Origin of the sequence: Streptomyces sp. bgisy159 (assembly GCF_965341775.1) — a bacterium.
Lineage (GTDB): Bacteria > Actinomycetota > Actinomycetes > Streptomycetales > Streptomycetaceae > Streptomyces.
This window is the reverse complement of record NZ_CBDQZH010000011.1, coordinates 1-25456: the sequence shown is the minus strand read 5'-3', so window position 1 is coordinate 25456 and position 25456 is coordinate 1. Positions and strand designations below refer to the sequence as shown.

At 70.6% G+C, this 25456-nt stretch carries 25 protein-coding genes and 1 tRNA gene; 19 read left to right on the top strand and 7 right to left on the bottom strand.

What is annotated here, in order from left to right; genetic code table 11:
• Positions 1 to 636: 636 nt before the first annotated feature.
• Positions 637 to 1146: an HIT family protein gene (locus ACSLTV_RS13425; protein ID WP_432157558.1), complete on the bottom strand. Its 510-nt coding sequence runs from the start codon at positions 1144 to 1146 to the stop codon at positions 637 to 639.
• 120 nt (positions 1147 to 1266) lie between these two features.
• Entirely contained in the window at positions 1267 to 1938 is a 672-nt protein-coding gene (locus ACSLTV_RS13420; RefSeq protein ID WP_432138844.1) for a pentapeptide repeat-containing protein, read from the bottom strand.
• Between the two features lie 447 nt (positions 1939 to 2385).
• Here ACSLTV_RS13420 and ACSLTV_RS13415 point away from each other — a divergent pair, with 447 nt between their 5' ends.
• Together ACSLTV_RS13415 and ACSLTV_RS13410 are read left to right on the top strand one after the other, a co-directional pair.
• Positions 2386 to 3366 (top strand): zinc-binding dehydrogenase, encoded by a 981-nt coding sequence (locus tag ACSLTV_RS13415; RefSeq protein ID WP_435612240.1) that lies wholly within the window; start codon positions 2386 to 2388, stop codon positions 3364 to 3366.
• 167 nt (positions 3367 to 3533) lie between these two features.
• Positions 3534 to 5036, top strand: a complete 1503-nt coding sequence (locus ACSLTV_RS13410) for an MFS transporter (protein WP_435612191.1) — start codon at positions 3534 to 3536, stop codon at positions 5034 to 5036.
• A 99-nt stretch (positions 5037 to 5135) separates the two neighbouring features.
• Here the strand turns inward: ACSLTV_RS13410 and ACSLTV_RS13405 are convergent, their stop codons facing one another.
• On the bottom strand, positions 5136 to 5606 hold the full coding sequence (locus tag ACSLTV_RS13405; RefSeq protein WP_432138846.1) for an N-acetyltransferase family protein: 471 nt from the start codon (positions 5604 to 5606) through the stop codon (positions 5136 to 5138).
• 105 nt (positions 5607 to 5711) lie between these two features.
• On the opposite strand from ACSLTV_RS13405, the gene ACSLTV_RS13400 reads away from it, so the two are divergent.
• The gene (locus ACSLTV_RS13400; RefSeq protein WP_432157560.1) at positions 5712 to 7208 is read left to right on the top strand and encodes an NAD(P)/FAD-dependent oxidoreductase; all 1497 of its coding nucleotides are present in this window, start codon (positions 5712 to 5714) and stop codon (positions 7206 to 7208) included.
• A 218-nt stretch (positions 7209 to 7426) separates the two neighbouring features.
• Here ACSLTV_RS13400 and ACSLTV_RS13395 read toward each other — a convergent pair whose 3' ends face one another.
• Positions 7427 to 8095 (bottom strand): histone deacetylase, encoded by a 669-nt coding sequence (locus ACSLTV_RS13395; RefSeq protein WP_435612190.1) that lies wholly within the window; start codon positions 8093 to 8095, stop codon positions 7427 to 7429.
• 579 nt (positions 8096 to 8674) lie between these two features.
• Here ACSLTV_RS13395 and ACSLTV_RS13390 point away from each other — a divergent pair.
• Positions 8675 to 9670 (top strand): hypothetical protein, encoded by a 996-nt coding sequence (locus ACSLTV_RS13390; protein ID WP_435612189.1) that lies wholly within the window; start codon positions 8675 to 8677, stop codon positions 9668 to 9670.
• The gene (locus ACSLTV_RS13385; protein WP_435612188.1) at positions 9627 to 10469 is read left to right on the top strand and encodes a hypothetical protein; all 843 of its coding nucleotides are present in this window, start codon (positions 9627 to 9629) and stop codon (positions 10467 to 10469) included. The genes ACSLTV_RS13390 and ACSLTV_RS13385 overlap by 44 nt, the downstream gene beginning before the upstream one ends.
• Positions 10470 to 10577: 108 nt before the next feature.
• On the opposite strand, the gene ACSLTV_RS13380 is transcribed toward ACSLTV_RS13385, so the two are convergent.
• On the bottom strand, positions 10578 to 11246 hold the full coding sequence (locus ACSLTV_RS13380; protein WP_435612187.1) for a histone deacetylase: 669 nt from the start codon (positions 11244 to 11246) through the stop codon (positions 10578 to 10580).
• Between the two features lie 25 nt (positions 11247 to 11271).
• Complete coding sequence (locus ACSLTV_RS13375; RefSeq protein ID WP_432138851.1) at positions 11272 to 12033, bottom strand: GntR family transcriptional regulator; 762 nt, start codon at positions 12031 to 12033, stop codon at positions 11272 to 11274.
• Positions 12034 to 12847: 814 nt separating this feature from the next.
• Between ACSLTV_RS13375 and ACSLTV_RS13370 the strand changes: the two genes are divergently transcribed.
• The 13 genes from ACSLTV_RS13370 to ACSLTV_RS13310 all read left to right on the top strand — a co-directional run bounded on the left by ACSLTV_RS13370 (position 12848) and on the right by ACSLTV_RS13310 (position 23888).
• Positions 12848 to 13105: a DUF6284 family protein gene (locus ACSLTV_RS13370; protein WP_435612186.1), complete on the top strand. Its 258-nt coding sequence runs from the start codon at positions 12848 to 12850 to the stop codon at positions 13103 to 13105.
• Complete coding sequence (locus tag ACSLTV_RS13365; protein ID WP_432138853.1) at positions 13105 to 13395, top strand: DUF6303 family protein; 291 nt, start codon at positions 13105 to 13107, stop codon at positions 13393 to 13395. Before ACSLTV_RS13370 ends, ACSLTV_RS13365 begins: the two co-directional genes overlap by 1 nt.
• Positions 13392 to 14402: a DUF2637 domain-containing protein gene (locus ACSLTV_RS13360; RefSeq protein ID WP_435612185.1), complete on the top strand. Its 1011-nt coding sequence runs from the start codon at positions 13392 to 13394 to the stop codon at positions 14400 to 14402. The genes ACSLTV_RS13365 and ACSLTV_RS13360 overlap by 4 nt, the downstream gene beginning before the upstream one ends.
• A complete protein-coding gene (locus tag ACSLTV_RS13355; protein WP_435612184.1) occupies positions 14402 to 14740 on the top strand; it encodes an RRQRL motif-containing zinc-binding protein in 339 nt (112 codons plus the stop codon). Before ACSLTV_RS13360 ends, ACSLTV_RS13355 begins: the two co-directional genes overlap by 1 nt.
• Positions 14741 to 14817: 77 nt before the next feature.
• A complete protein-coding gene (locus ACSLTV_RS13350; protein WP_435612183.1) occupies positions 14818 to 16377 on the top strand; it encodes a hypothetical protein in 1560 nt (519 codons plus the stop codon).
• Between the two features lies 1 nt (position 16378).
• The gene (locus tag ACSLTV_RS13345) at positions 16379 to 18505 is read left to right on the top strand and encodes a hypothetical protein (RefSeq protein WP_435612182.1); all 2127 of its coding nucleotides are present in this window, start codon (positions 16379 to 16381) and stop codon (positions 18503 to 18505) included.
• Positions 18506 to 18747: 242 nt separating this feature from the next.
• Entirely contained in the window at positions 18748 to 19056 is a 309-nt protein-coding gene (locus tag ACSLTV_RS13340) for a hypothetical protein (protein ID WP_435612181.1), read from the top strand.
• Positions 19057 to 19141: 85 nt separating this feature from the next.
• Complete coding sequence (locus ACSLTV_RS13335; protein WP_435612180.1) at positions 19142 to 19828, top strand: SAM-dependent methyltransferase; 687 nt, start codon at positions 19142 to 19144, stop codon at positions 19826 to 19828.
• Positions 19825 to 20721: a bifunctional DNA primase/polymerase gene (locus tag ACSLTV_RS13330; RefSeq protein ID WP_435612179.1), complete on the top strand. Its 897-nt coding sequence runs from the start codon at positions 19825 to 19827 to the stop codon at positions 20719 to 20721. Before ACSLTV_RS13335 ends, ACSLTV_RS13330 begins: the two co-directional genes overlap by 4 nt.
• A gap of 80 nt (positions 20722 to 20801) precedes the next feature.
• Positions 20802 to 21143 (top strand): hypothetical protein, encoded by a 342-nt coding sequence (locus tag ACSLTV_RS13325; RefSeq protein WP_435612178.1) that lies wholly within the window; start codon positions 20802 to 20804, stop codon positions 21141 to 21143.
• On the top strand, positions 21140 to 22372 hold the full coding sequence (locus ACSLTV_RS13320; RefSeq protein ID WP_435612177.1) for a DUF3631 domain-containing protein: 1233 nt from the start codon (positions 21140 to 21142) through the stop codon (positions 22370 to 22372). Before ACSLTV_RS13325 ends, ACSLTV_RS13320 begins: the two co-directional genes overlap by 4 nt.
• A gap of 176 nt (positions 22373 to 22548) precedes the next feature.
• On the top strand, positions 22549 to 22749 hold the full coding sequence (locus tag ACSLTV_RS13315; RefSeq protein WP_432158625.1) for a helix-turn-helix domain-containing protein: 201 nt from the start codon (positions 22549 to 22551) through the stop codon (positions 22747 to 22749).
• The gene (locus tag ACSLTV_RS13310) at positions 22749 to 23888 is read left to right on the top strand and encodes a tyrosine-type recombinase/integrase (protein ID WP_432158624.1); all 1140 of its coding nucleotides are present in this window, start codon (positions 22749 to 22751) and stop codon (positions 23886 to 23888) included. The genes ACSLTV_RS13315 and ACSLTV_RS13310 overlap by 1 nt, the downstream gene beginning before the upstream one ends.
• 77 nt (positions 23889 to 23965) lie before the next feature.
• Here ACSLTV_RS13310 and ACSLTV_RS13305 read toward each other — a convergent pair.
• A tRNA-Thr gene (locus ACSLTV_RS13305) sits at positions 23966 to 24039 on the bottom strand.
• A gap of 218 nt (positions 24040 to 24257) precedes the next feature.
• Between ACSLTV_RS13305 and ACSLTV_RS13300 the strand changes: the two genes are divergently transcribed.
• Complete coding sequence (locus ACSLTV_RS13300; RefSeq protein WP_432138864.1) at positions 24258 to 25346, top strand: ABC transporter ATP-binding protein; 1089 nt, start codon at positions 24258 to 24260, stop codon at positions 25344 to 25346.
• The last annotated feature ends 110 nt before the right edge of the window (positions 25347 to 25456 follow it).

The window sequence follows — 25456 nt, the reverse complement described above, 5'->3', positions numbered from 1 at the left end:
TGCGGGGAGTGCGGGTGACGCGGGACTGCAGTCTCACTCGGTCTCCTTCTTCGCCGGCCTCGGGTTTCGAGGCGCAGGACGGGCCTCGTGGGGGGAGGCCACATGTGGGGCACAGGGTTGCGGCGAGCGAGGAGAGACTGACATCCCCAGGCCCCTGTTTGACAGAGCGCCGTCAAGACTTTACGTGTTCGTTTCCGAAAGCCGTTACTGCGGATCCGCTATCCGGACGACCGGCCGAAGCACCAACCCCCTTACAACACAGCGCAGTTACCCGCCCGGACGTCACCCGGCGGGCGACCTGCGCAACACCGCGTGCAAGGAGGGGCGTTCCGGGTCGCCCCGCCGGTCGATCGCCTCGCGCCTCCCACCCGAGGGCCGAGCAGAACGCGAGCCCCTTCGGATCGGCGTCCGGCACGGCAAGTCGGACACCACTTCGCCCCGCCTCACGGAGCCGTGCCTCCACCGCCTCCGCGAGCCGACGCCCGAACCTCTGCCCCCGCACCGCCGCGTCCACTTCAGCAGCCCGGTCCAGGGGACCCTGACCAACCCGGCGAGCGACTCGTCCGGAACCCGGCGCTCGCCGACGAGGCGAGGAGACCCGGTGATCACCGCGGCACGCTCTGCCACGGCATCCGGTCACGGTGTCAGGCGGTCCAGTTCCCCCGCGATCGCCGCCCGGAGCGGGTCGTGCCGCGGGCCGAGCGCGTACCGCCCGTCGGTCCATCGCTCCCGCGGGTACAGCCACACCGGCCGGCCCACCAGGTCGGGGGGCTCCCAGTCGAACCGCGGCCAGACGTGGGCGTGCAGAAAGGGCTCGGTGTTCCCCAGGATCTCCAGGTTGACCCGCCGGAAGGCCGGGTCCAGCCGCGCACAGGCCCGTTCGACGGCCTCGCCGAGCCGGTCCATACCGGACAAGAAGGCCAGCCTCCTGCTCCTCGGCAACTCGGAGAGCCGCCGCACCGCGGGGTCGTCCACCAGGAGCAGCGAGTACCCCGGCAGGAACTGGACGTCCCCGATGACGGCGAACCCCGCTTCCAGTCTCCGCAGCACCGTGGGATTGTCACCCCGCAGTGCGCTGCCGATCCGGTCCCGGCGCCACGCCTCCCCTGCCCGGGCGTCATCCGCTGCCGGCGTCGCACGTCCCATGCCTCGCCCTTCCTCCCTCGCCTTTCCCCCTCTCCTTCCCCTTCGCCCTTCCCTCCCCCTCCAGTCCTTTCCTCCTCCCCCTCCAGTCCTCCACCACCGGCACCCTCACCACCCCCGCCGCTACCCCTCCACCCGGATGCCCCACTCCGCGGCCAGAACCGGCGCCAGGTCCATCAGTTGCGCCACGCTGATCACCGCCCCGGAGAGCCGGTCCAGCCCGCCCGCGACGGTCAGCTCGCTCGCGCCGCGCAGGTCGACGTCGCGGAGGGTGGCCCCGTGCAAGTCCGCCTCCCTCAGCGCACAGTTCAGGAACTCCACCCGCTCCAGCGTGGCTCCCCCGAAGTCCGGCTCGACCAGGACACAGCCCTCGAAGACAACGTCTCTCAAGCGGGCCTGACGCAGGTTCAGGTAGTCGATCTTGCCGCCACGGACCAGGACCCGCTCCAGAACCGCGCCGTGCAACTGCGTCCCGCCCAGCCGTGCGTCGGTCAGCTCGACGTCTCGCAGAGTCGCCTTCGCGAGGCCGGTCCCGACCCCCCGTACATCGCTCAGCACCGAGTCCAGGATCCGGGCCCCCGCCAGCCCCGTCCCGTCCAGCGCGCACCCCCGCAGCGCGCAGTCCATGAACCGGGCCCCGGCACCGCCCTGCCCGGAGAGGTCGGACCCCGCGAACTCCACCCCGTCGTAGTCCCCGTCCGGCTCCAGCCCGCCGCCCCCGTACGCCTCCAGCGCCGGCAGGCGCACCTCCGGCCGCCGCGCCCCCTTCACCTTGCCGCCACCGCTCTTCGCCATACCGTCCATCCTCCACCTCACCACTGACAACGCCCCCCGACCACGCCCCCGCTCCCCACCCGCCGTGCCTTCGCCCCACCGACCACGCCCCCGCTCCCCACCCGCCGTGCCTTCGCCCCACCGGCCGCCCCACCGGCCGCCCCTGCCACCCGCCGTGCCTCGCTCCCGGCGGCGGCCGCCCCGCCCCTTGACCTCAATCCCGCTTGAGGTCGGAGGCTGTTCTCCGTCGGAAGGCACCCGAGGACGGCACCGGAAGGCACCCGAGCACCACGCCCGCCGGAAACGCCCGACGACACCCGACGACACCCGGCGACACCCGGCGACGACGGCGCCCGACAGCCACACCGCAAGCCCACCGAACGCAGCACCGCAGGACCACACCGGACGCAACCCCGCAGGACCACACCGGACGACCACAACGGGGGACCCGTGAAGACCACCCACCCCATGCACGCCATCCGCCTCCACGCCTTCGGCCCCGCCGAGAACCTGCTCCACGAGCGGATCGACGCTCCCGTACCCGCCCCGGGTCAGGTCCGCGTCGCCGTGGCCGCGGCCGGCGTGCACCTGCTCGACACCGCGATACGGCAGGGCGTCCAGGGCCCTCTGCCCCGGCTGCCGGACCTGCCGACCGTGCCCGGACGGGAGATCGCCGGGGTCGTCGAGTCGCTCGGCGAGGGCGTCGACGGCCACTGGCTCGGCAAACGCGTCGTCGCCCACCTCGGCTTCGCGCCCGGCGGCTACGCCGAACTCGCCGTCACGGACACCGGCCGCCTCCACGAGATCCCCGGGAACCTGGACTTCGCCGAGGCGGTAGCCATGATCGGTACCGGACGCACGGCGATGGGGATCGTGCAGTTCACCGATCTCGGCCCCGACTCGGTGGTCGTCGTCCCCGCCGCCGCCGGAGGCCTCGGCACGCTTCTGGTCCAGTACGCCCGCAACGCCGGCGCCACGGTCGTCGGCCTGGCCGGGGGCCCGGACAAGACCGCCCGCGTCCGGGCGAACGGCGCCGACCTCGCCGTCGACTACACCGCCCCCTCGTGGCCCGCCGAGGTCCGCACCCACCTGGGCGGACGGACGGCCACCGTCGTCCTCGACGGCGTCGGCGGCGAAGTGGCCCGCGAGGCCGTCGCCCTCCTCGGGCCCGGCGGCCGGCACCTGGTGTTCGGCTGGTCGGCCGACGGCATCCGGGACGGCGGCCCCTACGTCGTCGAAGGCGTCACCGAGCAGGTCCTCGGCCCGGTGATGATGCGGAAGGCGGGCGGCCCCGATCCGGTCCGCACCCTCGAACTGCGCGCCCTCGCCGAGGCCGCCGCCGGCCGTCTCACCCCGGCCGTCCAGCGCTTCCCGCTCAGCGAGGCCGCCGCCGCACACCACGCCCTGGAGACCCGCCGCACGACGGGGAAGGTGGTCCTGGAGCCCTGACCCGCCCCCGCCCCCGCCCCCGCCCCCGGCGCCGCCCGAGGCACCCGAGGGAAAGCGGCCACCCGAGTGACCCGGGCAGCCGGAACAGAACTCGTGGGAATGACCGCCCCCGTCCCTGGCAACCCACCGAGAATGCGACACATCCCGAACCATGCTGTTCTGGGCCCGTGAGTGTCACCCCACCGGGTGAGGCCCGGCCCCAGACCGCCGACCCCCACCGCTGGTGGGGGCTCGTGATCATCGCACTGGCCCAGCTGATGGTCGTCCTCGACGCGACCATCGTGAACATCGCCCTGCCGTCCGCCCAGCGGGAGCTGGGCATGTCCGACGGCAACCGCCAATGGGTGATCACCGCGTACACGCTGGCCTTCGGCGGCCTGCTCCTGCTCGGCGGCCGCGTCGCCGACCTGGTGGGCCGCAAACGCACCTTCGTCATCGGCCTGATCGGCTTCGCCGGCGCCTCCGCGCTGGGGGGCGCCGCCGTCGGCCCGGGCATGCTCTTCGGCGCCCGCGCGCTGCAAGGCGTCTTCGCGGCCCTCCTGGCGCCCTCCGCGCTCTCCCTGCTCACCACCACCTTCACCGACCCGAAGGAGCGCGGGAAGGCGTTCGGCATCTACGGCGCGCTGGCCGGCAGCGGCTCCGCGATCGGCTTCATCGTGGGCGGGCTGCTGACGGAGTACCTCGACTGGCGTTGGTGCCTCTACGTCAACGTGCCCATCGCGGCCGTCGCCGTCTTCGGCGCCCTGGCCCTGCTGCACGACCGCCCCGGCCACGCCGGCGCCCGCCTAGACGTGCCGGGCGCGGTACTGGGCTGCGGCGGCCTCGTCGCGATCGTCTACGGCTTCAGCGAGGCCCAGCCCCGCGGCTGGACCGACCCGCTGGTGCTCGGCCTGCTCGGGGGCGGGGTCGCCCTCCTGGCGGTGTTCGTGTGGTGGCAGACCCGGGCCCCGATGCCCCTCCTGCCGCTGCACATCATCCGGGACCGCGACCGGGCCGGCTGCTTCCTGACCATGGGCCTCGCCGTGATCGGCATGTTCGGCCTGTTCCTGTTCATGACGTACTACCTGCAGGGCATCCTCCAGTACTCGCCGGTCCGCACCGGCCTCGCGTTCCTGCCGCTCACGGTGGCGATCGTCATCGGCTCGACCCAGATCTCGGCGCGGCTGCTCAGCCGGGTCCAGCCGCGCATGCTGATGGCTCCGGGCATGGTGCTGGCCGCCGGCGGCATGCTGCTCCTCACCCGGATGACCGTGGATTCCTCCTACACGACGGACATCCTGCCCGCCCTGATCCTGATGGGCCTCGGCATGGGTCTCACCTTCATGCCGGTGTTCTCCACCGCCACCGCGGGCGTCGCCCCGCAGGACTCCGGCGTGACCTCCGCGACCGTCAACACCTCGCAGCAGGTCGGCGGCTCCATCGGCACGGCCCTGCTCAACACCATCGCCACCACCAGCAGCAGCGCCTACATCGCCGCCCACCTGAGCAACCCCGCCCGCAAAGCCCAGGTCGTCGCCGAGGGCACGGTGCACGGCTACACCGTCGCCATCTGGTGGGCCGCCGGCATCATGCTCCTGGCGGGCGTCGTCGCGGCGACGATGGTCACCGCCAAGCCGCCGCCGAAGCAGGGCGCGCACGCCCGTCAGGCGGTACCGGAGTCGGTGGCCTGAGGGCCCGCGGGCCCCGGACACCGGACATCGGACACCGGACACCGGACACCGGCCCTGGCTGCCCTGTCCTGCCCGGCCCGCGCGTCGGGCGGCGGACGGTCAGCCGCCCAGCGCGGCCAGTGCCTCGTCCGTGAGCCGGTAGCCGCGCCACTCGTCCTGCGGTACGGCGCCCAGCCGCTCGTAGAAGTCGATCGCGGGCCGGTTCCAGTCCAGCACCGACCACTCCAGCCGCTGGTAGCCGCGCGCCACGCACAGCCGCGCCAGCTCCGTCAGCAGGGCCTTGCCGTACCCGCCGCCCCGCGCGGCGGGACGCACGTACAGGTCCTCCAGGTGGACACCGTGCGTGCCGCGCCAGGTGGAGAAGTTCAGGAACCACAGCGCGAAACCGACGACCTCCCCGTCGCCGTCCTGCGCGACGTGCGCGAAGACCGCGGGCCGCGCCCCGAACAACGCCTCCCGCAACTGCTCGGGCGTCGCCCGCGCCTCGTCCGGGGCCTTCTCGTACTCGGCGAGCTCGCGGATCAGGGCGTGGATGACGGGCACATCGTCAGGCGTGGCGACACGAATCACCCCGGAAGCGTATCCCGGCCCCGGTGAGCACAGCCTGCGGAATTCCCCGGAAAACGACGGAATCCGAAGGAGACACCCCCCTCCCAGTCGGGTTACCGTCCGCCCATGACCAGCCCCACCACCGATCCCGTCGATCCGACCGACTCCCCCGCACCGACCGACTCCCCCGCACCGGCCCACTCTCCTGTACCGGCCCACCGCACCGGCCCCGACGATCCCGTCAACGGCGGCGTCTCCTTCTGGTACGCCTCGGACGGCCTCCCGGCCCCCCGCCCGCCGCTGCCCGGCGACACGGCCGCCGACATCGCCGTCGTGGGCGGCGGGTACACCGGCCTGTGGACCGCGTACTACCTCAAGAAGGCCGCCCCCGACCTGCGGATCACGGTGCTGGAGCAGCGGTTCTGCGGGTACGGCGCCTCGGGCCGCAACGGCGGCTGGCTCTACAACGGCATCGCCGGCCGGGACCGGTACGCCCGCCGCCACGGCCACGAGGCCGCCGTACGCCTGCAGAAGGCGATGAACGCCACCGTCGACGAGGTCGTGCGCGCGGCCCGCGAGGAGGGCATCGACGCCGACGTCCACCGGGGCGGCGTTCTGGAGGTGGCCCGCACCCCCGCCCAGCTGTCCCGGCTGCACGCCTTCCACGCGCACGAACTGACCTACGGGGAGCACGACCGCAGGCTGTACGACGCCGCGGAGACCGCCGAGCGGATCCGGATCGCGGACGCGCTCGGCGCGAGCTGGACCCCGCACGGCGCCCGCGTGCACCCGGCGAAGCTGGTACGCGGCCTCGCGGCGGCGGTCGAGGCGCTCGGGGTGCGGGTGCACGAGTCGACACCGGTGACGCAGATCCACCCGGGCCGGGCGGTCACGCCGTACGGCACCGTCCGCGCGCCGTACGTCCTGCGCTGCACCGAGGGCTTCACCGCCGCCCTCAAGGGCCAGAAGCGCACCTGGCTGCCCATGAACTCCTCGATGATCGCCACCGAGCCGCTGACCGCCGGCCAGTGGGCGGACATCGGCTGGGAGGACCGGGCCACCCTGGGCGACATGGCGCACGCGTACATGTACGCCCAGCGCACCGCCGACGGCCGGATCGCGCTGGGCGGGCGCGGCGTGCCGTACCGCTTCGGCTCGCGCACCGACCACGACGGCCGCACCCAGCCGGAGACGGTGGCGGCGCTGCGCCGCATCCTCACGGACTTCTTCCCGGCCCTGTCGGGGGTGCGTGTCACGCACGCCTGGTCGGGCGTCCTCGGCGTACCGCGCGACTGGTGCGCGACCGTCACCCTGGACCGCGCGACCGGCCTCGGCTGGGCGGGCGGCTACGTCGGCTCCGGCGTCGCCACCGCCAACCTCGCCGCCCGCACCCTGCGCGACCTGGTCCGCCTCGACGCGGGCGAGGACGGTCCCACCGAGCTGACCGGGCTGCCGTGGGTGGGGCACCGGGTGCGCCGCTGGGAGCCGGAGCCGCTGCGCTGGCTGGGCGTGCAGGGCCTGTACGCCACCTACCGCGCGGCCGACCGCCGGGAGAGCGAACTGCGCACCACCGGCTCTTCCCGGCTGGCCCGCGCCGCGGACCTGATCGCGGGCCGCCACTGAGAACCCGCGGGCCCGGGCCGCTCCTCACACCGGCCCGGGCCCGCTCCGCTCCCGAGCCGCACCTGAGCCGTGGCCGACCTGCGCGTGACCGGCGTCGTCCGCGAGAGAACCCCGCCGGGAGCGCCGTCCCGGCCCGCGACGGCAGCGGGCGCGGCTCGTGGCGGGCGACCAGCGACAGGCGGCTCCTGGCGGGCGACGAGCCCGCTCCCGGAGCGCGCTCAGGTCTCGCGCCCAAGGAGCTCTCGCACCGCCTGCTCCGACCAGTGGCCGGCAGCTCCCGGGCAGGCGGCGAGGTACTCGGCGACCGCCTCCGTGTCCCACGCTCCCGCGGCGAGCAGCCCGACGGCCAGCAGGCGAAGGTAGGCGGCCGACGGCGCGACCCACCTCACGTCGCGCACACCCCACGGGGCCGTGAAGGTGAGCAACGGCACCCCGTCGATCTGCCCGGCGCAGACAAGGGTCTCGTGGTGCCCTTCGCCGAGGACGGCTCGGCCGTCGGTGAGCACCGCGCCCAGATCGAGGTCCACGCCGGCCGCGCGGTACATCTCCTGAGCGGCGATGTCGGAGAACTGCCCGGCCGACAGCAGGTGCGCCCGCGCCAGGACCCGCCCGTCGGCCCGCGGGTCGTAGAAGGCCCTGCCGCCTCCCCACACCGGCGACTCGGTGGCGAAGTACAGCACCCCGGCCAGTTCGACCGGGACCGACCGGGAAGGCATCCGCGGGTCGCGGCACCCCGGACAGGCCCGCGCGGCACCGGGAGGCCGGCCGCCGCGGAGGTAGAAGGCGAGCCGGTCGAGGTCCGTGTTGGACCCGTAGGCCGCGTACCAGACCCGGTCGGGCCGCCGGTCGGCCGGCAACGCCGGATCAATGACACCGAGCGCCTTCACCCCGACCGGCTCCCGCCCGCCGCAAAAACCACCCACAGAGCCCCCTGTCGGATTCGAACCGACGACCTTCGCTTTACAAGTTCGTCCAGGGGGGCGGCTGGCCTGCTCGGCTGGGCCTCTTGGAGGTCTCGGCGAGCACCTGAACGATCACTCCGGGCCGCGTCTGTGTGCTGACGTTGCCGTCAAAGGCTGCCGTCACTGCCCCCATGAACCTCGGTAGCGCACCGCCCTGCGGATGCCTGCGGCCCTCTTCTCATCCGCTCTGCGCGAGCCGCTAGGCCGTTCGCAAGCACGCTCCCCGGTGCTGGGTCCGGGAACCCCGCGCCGCACGGCGTCGCTAGATGGTTACCGTGCTGATCACTGACAGCAACCGGGAGTTGTTACTCTCCTTACACCTACCGGCAAGTATATTTTGCTTTAGATGACACAAGCTGTCGCTGTTGATCATTTACGATCAGGCTTGCTCATGAGTGGGTAAGGGAACCCTGGTCGTGGCAGTGGAGTGAATAACTGACACTCACTGTGGTCGTTAGGTCACAGCGAGGAACTGATGTCACAGGCGGAACCTAAGGTCGGAGCATGCAAGCTGTCGCAGCACCGGGGATGAGGCGGGCGATTTCGCCGGGCCTCCCCAGCCCACGCCTGCTCACCAGAGAAAAACCTGGTCATTCTTCGCATAAGGCCATGATTCGCGCTGGAAGCTGGGGTCGCCGCGGCTCTACCGGCAGCACGCTGCAGACCGATCCTCTACGCTTTGGTGCATGTATCCCCAAGGCAGCCGCGGGAGGTTCCATGCCGCCGCGGGCAAATAAGCCGACGAAGAACGACGTCGGATATTTTGATATTGCCCATTATGGTGCGGCAATCGAGAATTCCACTGGCGGAGTTTACCACGTAAAACTCAACGCTTACGCACGCCAAGACACGTCCGCTAAGCCGTTCGCTGTCGTCAATGACTTTGTAGCGAGTTCACTAGGCATGGCGGCAGGCCTCCCGGTACCTCCGGGTAATTTGGTGGGCTTGTACGGCGGCAAGCATGGATACGTCTCCCTGGCCTTCGGTGATCGAGGTGACCGCCCTCCACCCGTAATCCCACCCAAGTTTTGCGCTGAGCGACCTTGGGAGGCCTGTGGAATCATCGCTTTTGATCACTGGATTCTGAATACTGATCGACATGACGAAAACCTCGCATACCTGCCTGATGTCGGGGTTTCAGTATTCGACCATGATCGCACCTTGATCAATCAGCCGCCCGACGGAGATGCGATTGCATCGCTGTCCAGCGGAAAAGACATAGCCTACAAAACTCATTGCCTGATCCGTCACGTGAAGGATGTGTCACACTTCCCGGAATGGTTTGATCGAATCTCTTCTGTTACTCGTCGGGAAATTTTGCAGATCGTGGGGCGTTGTCATTCTGCAGGTTTGATTGACGCTCATGTGCGCGACGCCTTGATCGAATTTATTGAATATCGCCAGTCCAGGATCCGGTCTTTCATTGATAGGACTAAGGACCAGTTCATTAGCGCTGATGAATGGACTCTTGATCTTGAGGGGGTGGATGGTGGCAATTAACTGGTATCTGGTGAAGTACGTCCCTGACCCTTTCAGGAACGAGCCCAAGAATATTGGCGTCGTTGTTGAAGCTGAGGGGCGAGGGGCAGTCCGTCTGGTCGGGCAGAAGGGGGACATTCTGGACGGTCGCCGCGTCCGGGGCATAGTTCGGAGCTCTCGAACCCTTCGGGCGTGGCTTGAGTACCTCGAATACCACCTCGAATCCGGCTCGTTCCGAGAACAGCTTGAAAGGCTTTCCGGACGAAGTGGGCAAAACTATTTGATCGAGCCGCGAGGCGTGCTCCTCAATGCCCCGGATGCAACGATAAAAGAAATCGCCGAAGGGCTATTCCAGGAGCTTGTGGGCGAGTCTACGTCTTCCGATGAGCCGTCGATAGACGAAATAGCGAACACTCTCCTGTACCGGCGATTGAAAGTTCCCCAGGGCCACCGCATAGAGCGCAATGTTGTGTATACGGTGGAGTTGAACGGCGAGCCGCATGACGTTGGATTCGATTACCGTTACGAGAACGGGCGCACCACTCTCCTGGATAAGATCACTCTTTCCCCGCAGGATAGGATCATTCGACAGAAGGTCCATGATCTGCTTTTCCGTATAGAGCACGTGCGTGAAGACCTAAAAGTCAAGCAGCCGAATTTCGTTACACTTTACGACCTTGGGAAGACTAGAGAGTCCGGCCCAGTTGACAGTTATCTTCGCGCCATAGAGCGTTTTTCGCACACGGTCAACGTGAGAGATCGGCGTGCAGCGGAGAATGTTGCTGATGCTCTAGGCGTTCCCGTGCTGCAAAGCGCTTGAATCTAATTACCGCGCCATAAGTAAGAGCGCAGGCCGGGGGGAGGGTCCGAGTCGGCGCGGAGAGCGGAGCAAGCAGCCTTACCCCTGTTGGGAAGGCTGGAAGCACACCTAGGTCTCGGATCCAAGGAGCTCCCGGATGGTCTGCTCCGACCAGTGGTCAATCGCTCCGGGGCAGGCAGCGACATACTCCGCGACTGCTTCCGCGTCCCATGCACCTGCAGCTAGTAGACCAGTCGCAAGGAAGCGGACGTAAGCGGCCGAGGGAGGGTTCCACCTCACGTCATGCATGCTCCACGGGGCGGTAAATGTGAGCACTGGCGCCCGGTCGACCTGGCCTGAACAGATAAGAGTCTCGTAGCGCCCATCGCCCAGCATGACGCGCCCGGTTGTCAGTGCCTCACCGAGATCGAGGTTCCTGCCAGGCTCGCGGTACATCTCCTGAGCGGCAATGTCGGAGAACTGCTCAACCGACACCAGGTGGGCACGGCCCAAGACCCGCCCGTCCGCCTGCGGGTCATAGAAGGCCCGGCCACCTCCCCACACGGGAGACTCGGTGGCGAAGTACATCGCCCCTTGCAGTTCAACCGGGATGGATCGCGAAGGCATCTGCTGGTCGCGGCACCCCGGGTAGGTCCTGGCGGCACCAGGCGGCCGACCGCCGCGGATGTAGTAGGCGAGCCGGTCGAGATCCATGTTCGAGCCGTACGACGTGTACCAGACCCGTTCCGGTTTCAGGTCGGTCGGCAACGTCGGGTCAATGGCGTTGAGGGCTTTCACGCCTGCTCGCTCCTGGCTAGGGGACTCAGTCTGCGGAAACGTCGTACGCGATGACATGTCGGTCCCCCGGAAGGATCGTGACCATTACTCGTAGCGGACGGTCGTCCTTGTCGTATCCGGTGCGCATGTGGACAGCCACGGGCGTGGCCGACGGCAACGACAGCTTTTCGATCTCGGCGCGGGTCGGCATCCGGACTGTGATCTCGTCGCGGTACCGGGCCTGAACGAGCCCCACGCTGGCCAGTACACCGCCCGGAGCGGAGACGTCCTCAGGAAGCATCAGGGGTGTGCCCCGTACAAGTTCCTCAGGGAAGTACGAGTCAGCCAGTGCGTACGGGTCCTGGTCGACTATGCGCACGCGCTCCCGTACGACCGTCAGCGCGTTCTCGGGGTCCAGCCCCAACCGCTCGGCCACGACCTTAGGCGGGCGCCGGATGGATACGCGCACTTCCTGTCGCGGCTGACGACCACTTTCGGCCACGATGCTGGACCACTGGTCGCCCTGTTGGTCGCTCTGGTGACGGGAGCGGGACTCCAGTACCGACCAGTCCCACACCGCTGGCGTGAGGCTGCGCCGCACGAAGCTTCCTCGGCCCTGACCAGCGATGATGAGCCCTTCTTCGGTCAGCCGGCGCAGAGCGAGCCGCACTGTGTTCCGGCTCGCCTCGTAGCGGTCCACCAACTCGAACTCCGTCGGAAGCTGTTCACCGGGCTCCAGCTCCCCCCGCTCGATCTGTCCTCGCAGGTCATCGGCGATGCGGTGATACCTGGGGCGTTGCTCCCTCACGGTTCCCTCCCGACGGTTGGCTGACTTGTGCCAACAACATACGCCGATTGCCTTGACGATCCCAAGCGGTTGAGGCAACACTCAGGGCGTCGGTTGTTGGTACAACACCACCAACACCGTTGAGTCAGTCTTTATGCCGGACAGGTGCTGTCCACGGAACCTCGTGGTCCTGAACTGGGCGTTCTTTGAGAACTCAACAGGGTGTGAAGCGACGGGGTGGAAGTCCCCGTCCCCGTAGCGGCCCGGGTCACGGCCGCCGGCGGCCACTTTGCGGCAGGAGAACACGTCCTGCCCCGCGTACCGGCTCTGGAGAACAGTCCTGGGGATCATCCCTTCATTTCTGGAGGTCAACCCCAGGGGTGCCACCCGGTGCGCGCCGCCCTGCTGGCGTCAGAGCAGTGACGATGACGCGCCCGACTGTCCCGGCTCGGGACCGGTGCTCCGTGGCAACGGCGTACCGGTGAAGCCGTGTCCCTGCGACCTGCGGGAGTTCGGTGTGAACCGACGACATACCTAGGGCGCCGCCGTGTCGGACCATGCGCGCGGCTTGCCCACCGAGTCCCTTCCAGATCCTCCGTGTGCGGGCGTCCCGGTGTTGCCGGTGGCGTGGTCGTGCGCGGGGTGATGCCGCAGCGTCGCCGGCGCTGCGGCCGGTTGCCTCCCTCGCCCGTCCGGCCCGCGCCGTGTGTGCGGTGGTCGTACGGGCGGGGTGCGGGGAGCCGAGATGCCGGCTTCAACGGCGCGCGGCTCCCGGGGGCGCATCCCCGGGAGCCGCTGTGCGGGCCGTTCCACCGTGTGAGAGGAAGACGACCCAATGAGTCACATCGTGACTGTTCAGGAGGCTGTTACCGCGTTCGCGGACTGGATGGAACCGACGGACGCGGAGCTGGACGCCATCGACGCCGAGATGCCCGCGATTCTGGCGGACGTCGAGGAGCTGGACGTGCGTATCGCGCTGCTGGACCGGGTGCCGGGTGAGCTGGACACGCGCCGGGCGCGGCGCGAGCGGCACCGGGTGCTGGTCGAGCGGGCGATGGTCGCCAACCGTGCTGCGGTGCGGGAGGTTGCCTGATGGCGCGGGAGTTCGCGGCGCAGATGTCCGTATCCAAGGGGCGGTGGCGGCTGTATGTCGTCCTGCTGGACGGCACTACGACGCGGTGGCCGGAGTTCAGCTTCGGCCGGGCTGAGCCGGTGCCGACGTTCACGGAGCGCTCGGAAGCGCTCAGCGTGCTGGGCTTCGAACCGGTGCCGGGGGCCGAGTGGGAGTGGACGGAGTACAGCGCCGACCTTGACGACCCGTCGTCGCCGGTGACGCTACTCGCCGCCGTCCGGGTGCGTTCATGGACGGGGGCGGTGGCATGAACGCCGTTCAGGTCCGTTCAGCCGAGCGCGCCCTGTCGGTCGGCACGTGGCTGATCGTGGCCGGGGCGATGCTGTACTCGATCCTGACCGTGACGCCGCTCGCCGCCGCGCACACGCCCGACAAGTGGGACTGGACGTCCCCGATCCTGCCCCTGGTCGTGGACGCAGCAGTGGTCATCGTGGTCCGGCTGGACTCGGTGTTGGCCCGCCTCGGCGGTCACGGCGGGGCCTGGCCGATCGCGCTGCGGTGGATGACCGGCTGCATGACGTTGGCCCTGAACGTCGCCGACTCCGCCCTGCACAAGGACATGGTCGGCGTCGCCGTCCACTCGGTGGCGCCCTTGCTGCTGATCGTTACGGCCGAGACCGGGCTCGCCTACCGGCGCGCCATCACGACGGCCGTGACCGCGCTGAAGGAAGCACAGCGGGCGGAGCGTGAGCGGGCGGAGCAGGCTGCCCGGGAGCGTGCCGAGGCCGCCCGTCGGCAAGCGCGGGAGGAGCGCGAGCATGCCGCGTTGCTGGCGCGTGAACAGCGTGAACACGAGGCCGCGTTGGCGCGCGAGCAGGCGGAGCGCGAGGAGCGGCGCCACCGTGAGGAGCAGGAGCGGCAGGCGGTCCGGGAGGCTGCAGAGCTGGCGGAGCGTGAACGCCGTGAACGCGAGCGTGAACAGCGCGAGCGGGAGCGTGAACGCGCCGAGCAGGAAGCAGCCGAGCGGCGCGAACGCGAGCGCCATGAGGCGGCCGAGCGTGAACGCCGTGAACAGCGCGAGCGGGAGGAGCGGGCCGAGCGTGAACGCGCCGCGCTGCTGGCGCGCGGCCCGGCCACCAGCAAGCTGCCCGAGGACGAAGCGCGCGCGGTCGTGGCCGCCGCGTTCACGGCGGGGCTGTCGGTGCGGTCGGCTGCGGAGCTGTGCGGCTGGTCGGTCGGCTGGGTGTCCTCCCGCTACGCCGAACACCGCGACCCGGCCGCCGGTGGCGGCGCTGAGCTGGCCATCGCGGGCCGCTGATGGCCGCGCTCCCGGTCTACCGGTGGCGGCTGGCCCCTGACGGGCTGGCCACGCGCCGCCAACTGCGTGCGCTGGGGCTGCGGCCGGGCGGTCAGGATGTGGTCGCGCAGGTCGAGCGTCCGCGCCGTCGGCGCGGCCCGCTGGTCGCCTACCTCTACCGGATCGACCAGGCCAAACCGGTCCGGCCGATGACGCCCGCCAAGTGGGCGGCGCTGGCCAGAGCGAACGCCGTCCGCCGTATCTGCCCCGAGTGCCGCCGGGACGCCGGATACGTCATCCCGCCCTCACTCGGCATGTGTGCCACCTGCGCCCATTCCGAGGAACAGCGCGCCGCATAAGCCCTGTTGGCAGGCCCGGCCAGCAACTTTCCACGGCCCTGGCCGGGCCCTACTCCCCGAAGAGGAGTGCTCTCAGCATGACGGAAGTCAGCATCGAGCCGGTAACCGTCGAGGCGCCGGCCACACCCCAGCCGCCGCCCGCACCGACCACGACACCTTCGGCCCCGGCCCCGGTGGAGGTGGAGCACACGCCCGGCGGCTGGCCGGTCCTGCCGCTCGCCCTGTCGGGCGCCAACTCCACCGTCGGCATGCTCGCCGCCGCATCCCTGGCCGGCGGCCCGGTCGCCGCGATGGTGGCCGCGACCGGCGCCGTCGTCCTCGGCACCGTCGCCGCCACCCGCTCTCACAAGCCCAACCCGCGCCGCGATGGCCGCCGGTCCGCGGCCCGCGCCGCCGGCCGTACGGCGGCCCGCCAGGCCAGCACGAACCGCAGCGGAGCCACCCCGCCGAGCGCCCGCGCCGGTCGGAGCGGCGGCCGGTCCAACCGGGTGCCCGCTCAGCACCGCCGGCGCACCGGCCCGGCCGCGCGGAATGGCAGCACCAACACCCGCACCAAGACCCCGGGGAACGCCTCCCGCAGCGCGTCCCCGCGGCCAGCTGGCGTTGTCGGCAGGGCTGCGGCCCGGGTGGGGCAGGTCAGGGCGCTGCGGTCCGCGCAGCATGCTGCGGCCGGCTCGCGTGCTGAGCGGCGGGCGCAGACGACTGCGGCCCGGCGGGCGGTCGCTGATGCCCGCCGCGCCTCCCGCGCCGGATCCGCTGGCAGTAGGCCCGGTAGCGGCGGGCGTTCCGGGGGCCGCCTGTCGAGTGGCGCGGCTCGGAAGGCTCGCGGTGCGCGGGATGCGGCGGTCACCCGGAGCCGTGCCCAGCGCGACGCCAAGACCGCCGGGACCGTGGCGGCGCAGCGGGCGGCGGTGCGGAAGGCTCCGGCGCGGCGGGCCGCCCGCAAGGCGCTGCGCCGCTCGGCGGCCCGGTTCCACGGGCGCCGTCTGCTGGCCGCCCTGCTCGCCCTGCCGGTCGGGCTGCTGAGCTGCCTGTCCTCCTGGGTGGGACGCAAGTTCGGCATCCCGGCGCTGATGCATCCGGGGCGCCGCTTGTATCGGCGGCTGTCCCGTACGGCGGCCGAGCAGCGCGCCGAGCGCGATGAAGGGATCCGCGAGCAGCAGCGCGACGCCGAAGCCGCTGCGGACGCGGAAGCAGCCACGGACGGCACGGACGGCATCGCCGAAACCGTCGAGCGGCCCGCCACCCCTGCACCGACCAGCCCGAATGTCTCTGTGAGTGAAGGAGAGAGTGTGTCCGGTTTCCGGTTCGAAGAGGTCGCGGCCGAGATGGAGCAGGCCGCCACCCAGTACGACCCCGAGAACGCCATGGAGATCCTGGCCATGGTCGAGGGACTGCCCGCCGCGCTGACCAGCGTCGCGAACGTGATGAAGATTCTCGCCGAGCGCTCCGACAGTGAGTTTCCGCTGGAGAAGGAGGTTGCGGACGGCTTCAACGACATTTTCGGCGCCCTGATGAGCGCCGTCGCCGTCGCGGAGGACATGGGCCCGCTGTTCCGGCAGGCCCACGAGCAGGACATCGCCCGCCACGAGGACCCCCGCAACGGCACCGAGGCCGAGAAGGGCTGGAACGTCTGAGATGAGCAGCACCGCCACCGCCAAGCAGAACGCCGGCAGTGGCCCGGTGCTGGACTGGGCCGCCGGTCACGGGTCCGTGACCGGCGCCCTGTCCGCCACCACCGGAGCCTTCGCCATCGCCACCACCGGCGCCGCCACCCACATGCCCCCGGGCTGGGCACTCGCCGTCGGCACCGCCGGCGCCCTGGGACACACCGTGATCGGGCTGCGCGTGCGCAACGCCGGCCGCACCCTTGCCACCCGCGCCGCGTCCTGGCTCATCGGCGCCGGCTGGACCACATGGGCCATGACCCACGGCCCGCTGACCTGGGCCGCGCTCGGATCGCTCGCCACCATCGGCGTCGGGATCGGCGCCGCCGCTCGCTCCACCGCCCTCTACGAGGAAGCGCGGGAGGCGGAGACGCTGGCCGTCGAGCAGCGGCAGATCGCAGCGGAGCTGTCCGCCGAACGCCGCGCCATCGCCGCGGAATGGATCGACCGCATCCAGCGGGTGTGCGGCATCACGGTGCGCATCGTGGGGGTGGAGCGGTGGGAGACGGGGGCCGGGTTCTCCCTGGACGCTGAACTCCCGCCCGGCGGCGCCACCTACACCAAGATCGCCGCCGAGTCGGGGCGGCTGTCCGCCGACGCCCGCCTCCCGCACGGCTGCACCGTCGCCGCCTCCCCCGGCATCGACCAGGGCCGCGTCATCATCGACGTCACCACCGTCAACGTCCTCGCCGAACAGCGCACCTACCCCACCGACTACGGCCCGCTCTCCCTCACCGCAGGGATCCCGTGGGGGTACCGGACGAACGCGGAGCACGTCCTGGCCCACCTGCGCGAGCAATGCGCGCTGGTCGTCGGGCCGACCGGATCAGGCAAGACCAACATGGTCCACACGATCCTTGCCGGGTTCGCCCGCGCCGACGACGTCCTGACCTGGGTCATCGACCTCAACGCCGGATCCGCCGGCCTCCCCTGGGTGCTGCCCGCCCTGACCGGCGACCTCACCCGCACCGACGGCACGCCGGTACGGCCCGGCGTCGACTGGCTCGCCGGCACCTACGACGAAGCGCTGACCATGCTCGACACCGCCGTGAAGGTCGCCAAGCAGCGCAAGATGGCCTACCAGGATCTCCTCGCCCGGGAGAACACCGACCTGCTTCCGGTCGGCCCGCGCATCCCTCAGATCATGCTCGTCATCGACGAGGGCGCCGAGATCCTGGCCAGCCCGGACCGGGCCATGCGCAAGCTCGCGGAGAAGATCCTGGAAGTCATCCGGATCGCCCGCGCCATGGGCCTGCGCACCATCCTGACCGCCCTCGGCGCCACCGGGGCGGTGCTGGGCAACCTGATGATCCGCCGGGAAGCCAAGGTCCGCGTCGCCCTCACCGGCGGCGAGACGGAGGGCATGGACCTGTCCAAGATGTTCCCCGGCTCGCGCGGACTGCGCGTCGACCAGGCCCCGTACAAGGGGGCCGGGTTCATGGGCACCCCGGAGTCGCCGGCCGCGCTGTTCAAGGCGTGGCGGATCCTGCCCAACCAGATCCGCGAGATCATCGCCGCCACCTCCGACCGCCACCCCGTCCTGGACGCCGTGTCCGCCAAGGCGGCCGGACCCGCGTACGCGCGACGGTGGGACGCCGAGCGCACAGCCTGGATGCGCGACCAGCCCGCACCCGAGCACGACAACGGCGGCCCGGGCGGGCGGCAGGCCGGGGCGGGGCTGAACCTGTCCGCGCTGCGCGAGCAGGCGGCCGGACAGGTCTCGCCGGAAGACGAGATGCTGCGCCGCTTCCGCGAGCAGATCGACGCCGAGTTCGCCACCACGCCCGACCCCCACACCCCGGACGCCGAACCGCCGGCCACCGGGACGATCGGGCTGAACCTGTCGGCGCTGCGGGGCGAGCAGGACAACCCCGCGCAGCAGGCCGCGCTCGCCGCGCTGCTCGCCGCCGGCCCGGAGGGCACCGGAGCATCCGCCATCGCCCGCGCCCTCGCCGACGAGTACGGCACCACCCGGCAGACCGTCGTCGGCTGGCTCAAGACATGGGTGCAGGACGGCACCGCCGTGCGCGTCGGGGAGGGCACCAAAGCCCGCTACGTCCACCACCGCCACGCCCCCGAACAGCCCGACGCGAACTGATCACTTGTCGCTTGTCGCCCGCGAGAACACATGCGCGTCCGGGCCGCCCCGAGGGCCCGAAAACGGCCTGTGACCTGCAAGGCGACAAGCGACAAGACAAGACAAGCGACAAGCAGGACGACAAGCAGCACGACAAGTGAGACGACAAGCAACGCGACAAGCCACACCCCACCACCACACCCACCCACACGGGCCCGCGCCACCGCCGGCGCGGGCCCGCGGCTCACCCCGAGGGAGCCCTGATGAATCACACCCCGCCGGGCCATATCGCCCCGCACATACCCGCCGACACCTTCCACCGCGCACAGGCCACCGGACAGCCCGTCGTCATCGTCGTCCACGACCAGGCCCCGGCCCGGACCGAGTGGCGGCGCGTGCTCATCCCCTTCGCCATCGCCGGCGCGGTCGTCGCCGGCGGCTGGGGGCTGGTCGCCGCCCTGTGCGTCCTGCTCGACACCGCCGCCCACACCGCCACCGTCATCGCCGGCGCCGCCGGACCCATCGGTATCGGCGGCATCACCCTCAAACTCGCCCGCCACAAGGGCGCCTAGCTACGCCAAGGGCGGCCCCCGTCTCGCCAAAGTCCGGGGCCGCCCTTGTCAGCCAGAACCCGTCAAGGAACTGGAGACCTTCAGGATGACCCATCCCATCGCCAACCGGCGAGTGCGCGGCCGTCGACCGCGTCTGCTGGATCTGTTCTGCTGCCAGGGCGGCGCCGGCAAGGGTTACGCCGACGCCGGGTTCGACGTGACCGGCGTCGACCTCGCCCCCCAGCCCCGCTACCCCTACCGGTTCGTTCAGGCGGACGCGATCGCGTTCGTGCTGGAGCATGGGGCGCAGTTCGAGTTCATCCATGCGTCGCCGCCGTGCCAGCACGACAGCGACTGCCAGCGCATCCAGGGCAACACCCACCCGGACCTGATCGCCCCCACCCGCGCCGCCCTGGAGACGACGGGGCGGCCGTGGGTGATCGAGAACGTGGGCGGGGCGGTGCCCAAGTTGCGTGCTCCGGTGATGCTGTGCGGGCCCATGTTCGGCGTGGAAACGTACCGGCACCGGTTCTTCGAGACCGGCGGCGGCTTCGCCCTCGGCCAGCCGGACCACCCCGCCCACACCGCGCCGCAGGCAAAGATGGGCCGCCCCGTCCCGCCGGGCTACTACGGGCAGTTCGTCGGCAACTTCTCCGGCGTCGACCTCGCCCGCAAGGCGATGGGCGTGCCCTGGATGAACCGCGACGGCATCCGCGAATGCATCCCGCCCGCCTACACCCAGTGGATTGGCCGCGCATGGCTCGCCGCTTCAACCGTGCTGGAGGCGGCGTGAACGAGCACCTTCTCCGCGCTGCCTTGAACGCCGCCGCGCGCGGCTGGCACGTCATCCCGCTGCGCCCCCACGACAAGCGGCCCGCCGGGCACGCCGAGCAGTACTGCCCCGGCACCGGCCGCTGCGCCGACGGTCACAAGACCCCGGAGGAACGCGCCACCACCGACCCCGGCCTGCTGAGCGAAGCGTGGGCACACAAGCCGTACAACGTTGGTATCGCGACCGGCCCGTCCGGGCTGCTGGTCATTGACCTGGACACGCTCAAGCCTCAAGAGCGAGAAGGAATGCCTGACGGCGTGACCAGCTTTCAGGCGCTCTGCGAGCGCGCCGGACACCCCGTCCCCGACACCTACCGGGTGCGGACCGCGCGCGGCGGTGAGCACCTGTACTTCACCCAGCCGCCCGGCACTCGCCTGCACAACACCGCCGGACGGCTCGCCAAGAAGATCGACACCCGGGGCTGGGGCGGCTACGTCGTCGCCCCCGGCAGCACCACCACAGACGGCACCTACACCGTTCTCGACGGCCGCCCGCCCGTCGTGCTGCCCGAGTGGCTGCACGACGCCCTCAAACCCCGCCAGCGGCCCACCCACGGCCGCACCGTGCCGGTGACGACCCGCGCGAGCGGATACGCCTCAGCAGCGCTGCACGGCGAGGTGCGCAACGTGGCCACCGCCGCGGACGGCACCCGCAACGCCACCCTGCTGCGGGCCTCGCGCGCCCTCGGTCGGCTGGTCGCATCCGGCGACCTCACCCGCGGGGAGGTCGAGGAGGCTCTTAGTAGGGCGGCGGCGGGCAACGCCACCCAGTCCCAGCGCTACTACGACGACGTGATCCGGCGCGGACTGGACTGGTCCATCGCCCGCAACGCGGCCGACAGGCGGGTGGCATGACCAGCCCACCGCCTACTAAGAGCCTGCCCACCACCGCCGCCGGGCCGCCGGCCGCTCCACAGCCTGTGGACACCGCATCCGTGGGCGAGCCGACAGGCGCCGCCCGTCAGGGCGTCCGAACTGTCCTTCGCTCTGACCGGTTCCCCGCCGACAGCGCACGCCACCGCACGGACGACCCGACGCCCGACCGGCCCGGCATCCGCATCAGCGCCCCGCCGGTCTACCGCCACCCCGACGACGGTGCCCGCTGGTCCAAGCGGCACGGCGAGACCCCCACCGCCGCCTACGCCTGCCCCTGCGGCCGTGCCCGCACCGCCCGCGGCCCGGCCGCCGTGACCGCCCTGGTCGCCGACTACACCGACCACAAGCACCTCTGCACCGGCACCCCCGCCGAGCACACCGAACGGAGGAACGCCGCATGACCCCCACCATCGACGGGGCTGCGCTGCTCAACGAGGTGGAAGCCTTCCACCGCCGCTTCAACGTCTTCCCCACCGAGGCCGCCTACGTCGCCGTCACCCTGTGGGACGCGCACGCCCACCTGATCGACGCGTTCGACGGCACGGCCCGGCTGGCGTTCCTGTCCCCGGAGCCGGGGTCGGGCAAGTCCCGCGCGCTGGAGATCGTGGAAACCCTCACCCCCCGCGCGGCCACCACCGTCAACGCCTCCGCCAACGCCCTCTTCCGACTCGTGGAAGCCGAGGAAGGCAAGCCCACGCTCCTCTTCGACGAGATCGACACCGTCTTCGGGCCGAAGGCCGGCGGCAACGAAGAGGTCCGCGGGTTCCTGAACTCCGGATACCGGCGCGGCGCCAAGTCCCTGCGCTGCGTCGGGGACGGCTCGAACCAGACCGCCGCGTGGTTCGCCTCGTTCTGCGCGGTCGCCATGGCCGGGCTCGGCTCCCTGCCCGACACCATCCTGACCCGCTCCGTCATCATCCGGATGCGCAAGCGCGCACCCAACGAGACGGTCGAGCCCTACCGCCGACGCGTCCACGAGAAGCAGGGACACGCCCTGCGCGACCGGCTCGCCGAGTGGACCGCAACCGTTCACGACCAGGTCGCCGAAGCCTGGCCCGCGATGCCCGAGGGCGTCACGGACCGGCCCGCAGACGTGTGGGAACCGCTGCTCGCGGTCGCCGACGCGGCCGGCGGCCACTGGCCCGACCGCGCCCGCGCCGCCTGCGTCGAACTCATCAAGGCGGCCAGCGACGAAGGCAACGAAGCATCCCTCGGTGTCCGTCTCCTGACCGACCTGCGCGACAAGGTGTTCTGCGGCGCCGACCGCATGCCCACCGCCGTCATCCTCGAAATGCTGCTCGCCCTGGACGACGCCCCGTGGGGCGATGTGGACGACAAGCCGCTCAACGCCCGGATGCTGTCCAAGCTGCTCGGCCAGTACGTCACCCCCGCCAACAAGCCCATCAAGCCGCGCGGTATCCGCACCCCGTCGGGCTTCCCCAAGGGCTACTACGCGGAAGACCTCACGGACGCGTGGACCCGGTACTGCCCCCCTCCCTCCGGAGAATCCGCCACGTCCGCCACGTCCGCCACACCGCAGGTCAGCGGGGGCGAATCCGTGGCGGAAACCGCCACCGGCATCCGCCACACGCCGGCCGAAGGCGCCACACAGCCCATCCTCGCCGGATAGCCGACCGCCCCTCCCTCGCCGCCACACCCGCCACGGTGTGGCGGCGCCCATCCGCCACAGAACCGCTACCCGCCACACGATCAAGGCTTTGACCTGCGCTGTGGCGGCGTGGCGGACGTGGCGGATTTCCCAGAAGGAAGCCGAGGAAGGCCCCACCCCGTCTTGGAGGTTCCGACGTGCTCACCGTCGTCCCGACAGAGCCTCAAGCCCTCACCGTCGCGGAAGTCGTGGTCGCCCTGCGCCTCAGCCGCAGCAAGGTCTACGACCTGATCCGCTCGAAACAGCTCCCGAGCTACACGTCCGGCCGGGCCCGCCGCATCCCCGTCGATGCCGTTCGCCGCTACATGCAAGACCGACTGGAGGAGAACGCAGCCTGATGGCACCCCGCAAGAGGAACCCGAACGGCGCCGGCAGCATCTGGCAGCGCAAGGACGGACGCTATGAGGCGCGCGTCTACGTCCCGCAGCCCGACGGCACCCGCAAGCGCAAGACGGTCTACGGCGCCACCTGGGAGGAGTGCGACGAGAAGCGGCAGGAGCTGGTGCGCCGCGACCGGCAGGGCATCCCGACCCCGTCGCGGTCGGCCAAGCTCTCCGAGTGGCTGCCGTACTGGCTGGAGGAGTACATCCGGCCGCACCGGAAGCGCACGACGTACGTGAAGTACGAGATGCACGTCCGGCTGTACCTGGTGCCGCTGCTGGGGAGCCGTCGGCTGGAGTCGCTGACCACCGCCAACGTCCGGCAGATGCTCTCCAAGGTGACTGCACAGGCGTCCGCCGCGACCGCGAAGGAGGCGCACCGCGTGCTGCGCACCGCCCTCACCGCTGCCTGCCGTGAGGAACTGATCAGCCGCAACGTCGTCCAATTGGTGCCGGCGCCGCGCGTCGAGCCGCGGGAGCTCCGGCCGTGGACGCTGGACGAGACCCTGACCTTCCTGGAGGCCGCGCGCACAGACGGGCTTTACGCGGCATTCGTCCTGGCCGTCGCCCTGGGGCTGCGGCGGGGCGAGATCCTGGGGTTGCAGTGGAAGGACGTCGACCTTGACCGGCGCACCCTCACGGTCCGCACGACGCTGCACCGGGGCGGCAATGAGCTGTACCTGGACACGACGAAGAACCGGCGGGCCCGCGTCGTCCCGATTCCGCTGATGTGCGTGGCGCCGCTCCGGTGGCAGCGTCTGCGGCAGGCGGACCGCCGAGCGGCGGCCGGAGCTGAGTGGCACGAAAGCGATCACGTGTTCACGACGCGCAGCGGTCGGCCCATCGAGCCGCGGAACCTCTACCGGTCGTTCCTGCGGATCTCCGAGTCCGCCAGCCTGCCGAAGGTGCGGTTGCACGACACCCGCCACGGGTGCGCGTCGCTGCTCTTCGCCGCCGGCGTCGCGCCCCGCACCGTGATGGAGATTTTGGGGCACTCGCAGATCGCGGTCACGATGAACGTGTACACCCACGTGAGCGACGACCACCGCAGGGAGGCCATGGGTCACATGGATCGCCTGCTCAAGCGGCGCCGATAGGCGCGACTGCCGTCAAATCCTGCCGTCAGCATCCCCCCGGTCCATGATCGCGGGGACGCTGATGCAGGTAGACACAGAGCCCCCTGTCGGATTCGAACCGACGACCTTCGCTTTACAAGAGCGGTGCTCTGACCAGCTGAGCTAAGGAGGCCCGCACGGGTCTGTCACCCGCGCGCCCGAGCAGTGTACCCAGGTCGCCGGTCGGTCCCGTCGAAAATTTCCGCGAAGTTCACAGTCCCCCAGGTACTGACAGGGCGGGTGAACGGAAGGTACCGTCCTGATCGAGTTCACCCGTGTGGACTACACCAACCACCTTCCTACAACGGATCGTCCGGCACGTTCCTGCCGGTAGAAGGGGGCCCATTCACCATGGCCACTGTTACGTTCGACAAGGCGACCCGCATCTACCCGGGTTCCGAGAAGCCCGCCGTCGACGCCCTGGACATCGAGATCGCGGACGGCGAGTTCCTCGTCCTGGTCGGCCCGTCCGGCTGCGGCAAGTCCACCTCCCTGCGGATGCTCGCGGGCCTGGAGGACGTCAACGGCGGCGCCATCCGCATCGGCGACCGCGACGTGACCCACCTGCCGCCCAAGGACCGGGACATCGCCATGGTGTTCCAGAACTACGCGCTCTACCCGCACATGACGGTCGCCGACAACATGGGCTTCGCGCTCAAGATCGCCGGCGTCAACAAGGCGGAGATCCGCAAGAAGGTCGAGGAGGCCGCGAAGATCCTCGACCTCACGGAGTACCTGGACCGCAAGCCCAAGGCCCTCTCCGGCGGTCAGCGCCAGCGTGTCGCGATGGGCCGCGCCATCGTGCGTGAGCCGCAGGTCTTCCTCATGGACGAGCCGCTGTCCAACCTGGACGCCAAGCTCCGCGTCTCGACCCGTACGCAGATCGCCTCGCTGCAGCGCCGCCTCGGCATCACCACGGTCTACGTCACCCACGACCAGGTCGAGGCTCTCACCATGGGCGACCGCGTCGCGGTCCTCAAGGACGGTCTGCTCCAGCAGGTCGACACTCCGCGCAACATGTACGACAAGCCCGCCAACCTGTTCGTGGCCGGCTTCATCGGCTCCCCGGCGATGAACCTGATCGAGGTGCCGATCGCCGACGGCGGCGTGAAGTTCGGCAACTCGGTCGTGCCGGTCGAGCGTGAGGCGCTCTCCGCCGCCACCGACAAGACGGTCACCGTCGGCGTCCGCCCCGAGCACTTCGACGTGGCCGGCGCCGGCTCCGACCAGGGCGTCGAGGTCACCGTCAACGTCGTGGAGGAGCTGGGCTCCGACGCGTTCATCTACGGCACCGCCCAGGTCGGCGGCGAGGCCAAGGACCTCGTGGTCCGCGTCGGCGGCCGTGACGTCCCGGAGAAGGGCAGCTCGCTGCACGTCGTGCCGCGCGCCGGTGAGACCCACGTGTTCGCCACGTCGACGGGCGCCCGCCTGTCCGACTGAGGACCGGGACACCCCGGGAAGAATCCCGGGTAATTCACCCAGGTTGACGATCAGGGCCCCGCAGAGAACTGCGGGGCCCTTTTCAACGCACCGGAATACCCCGGCATTAC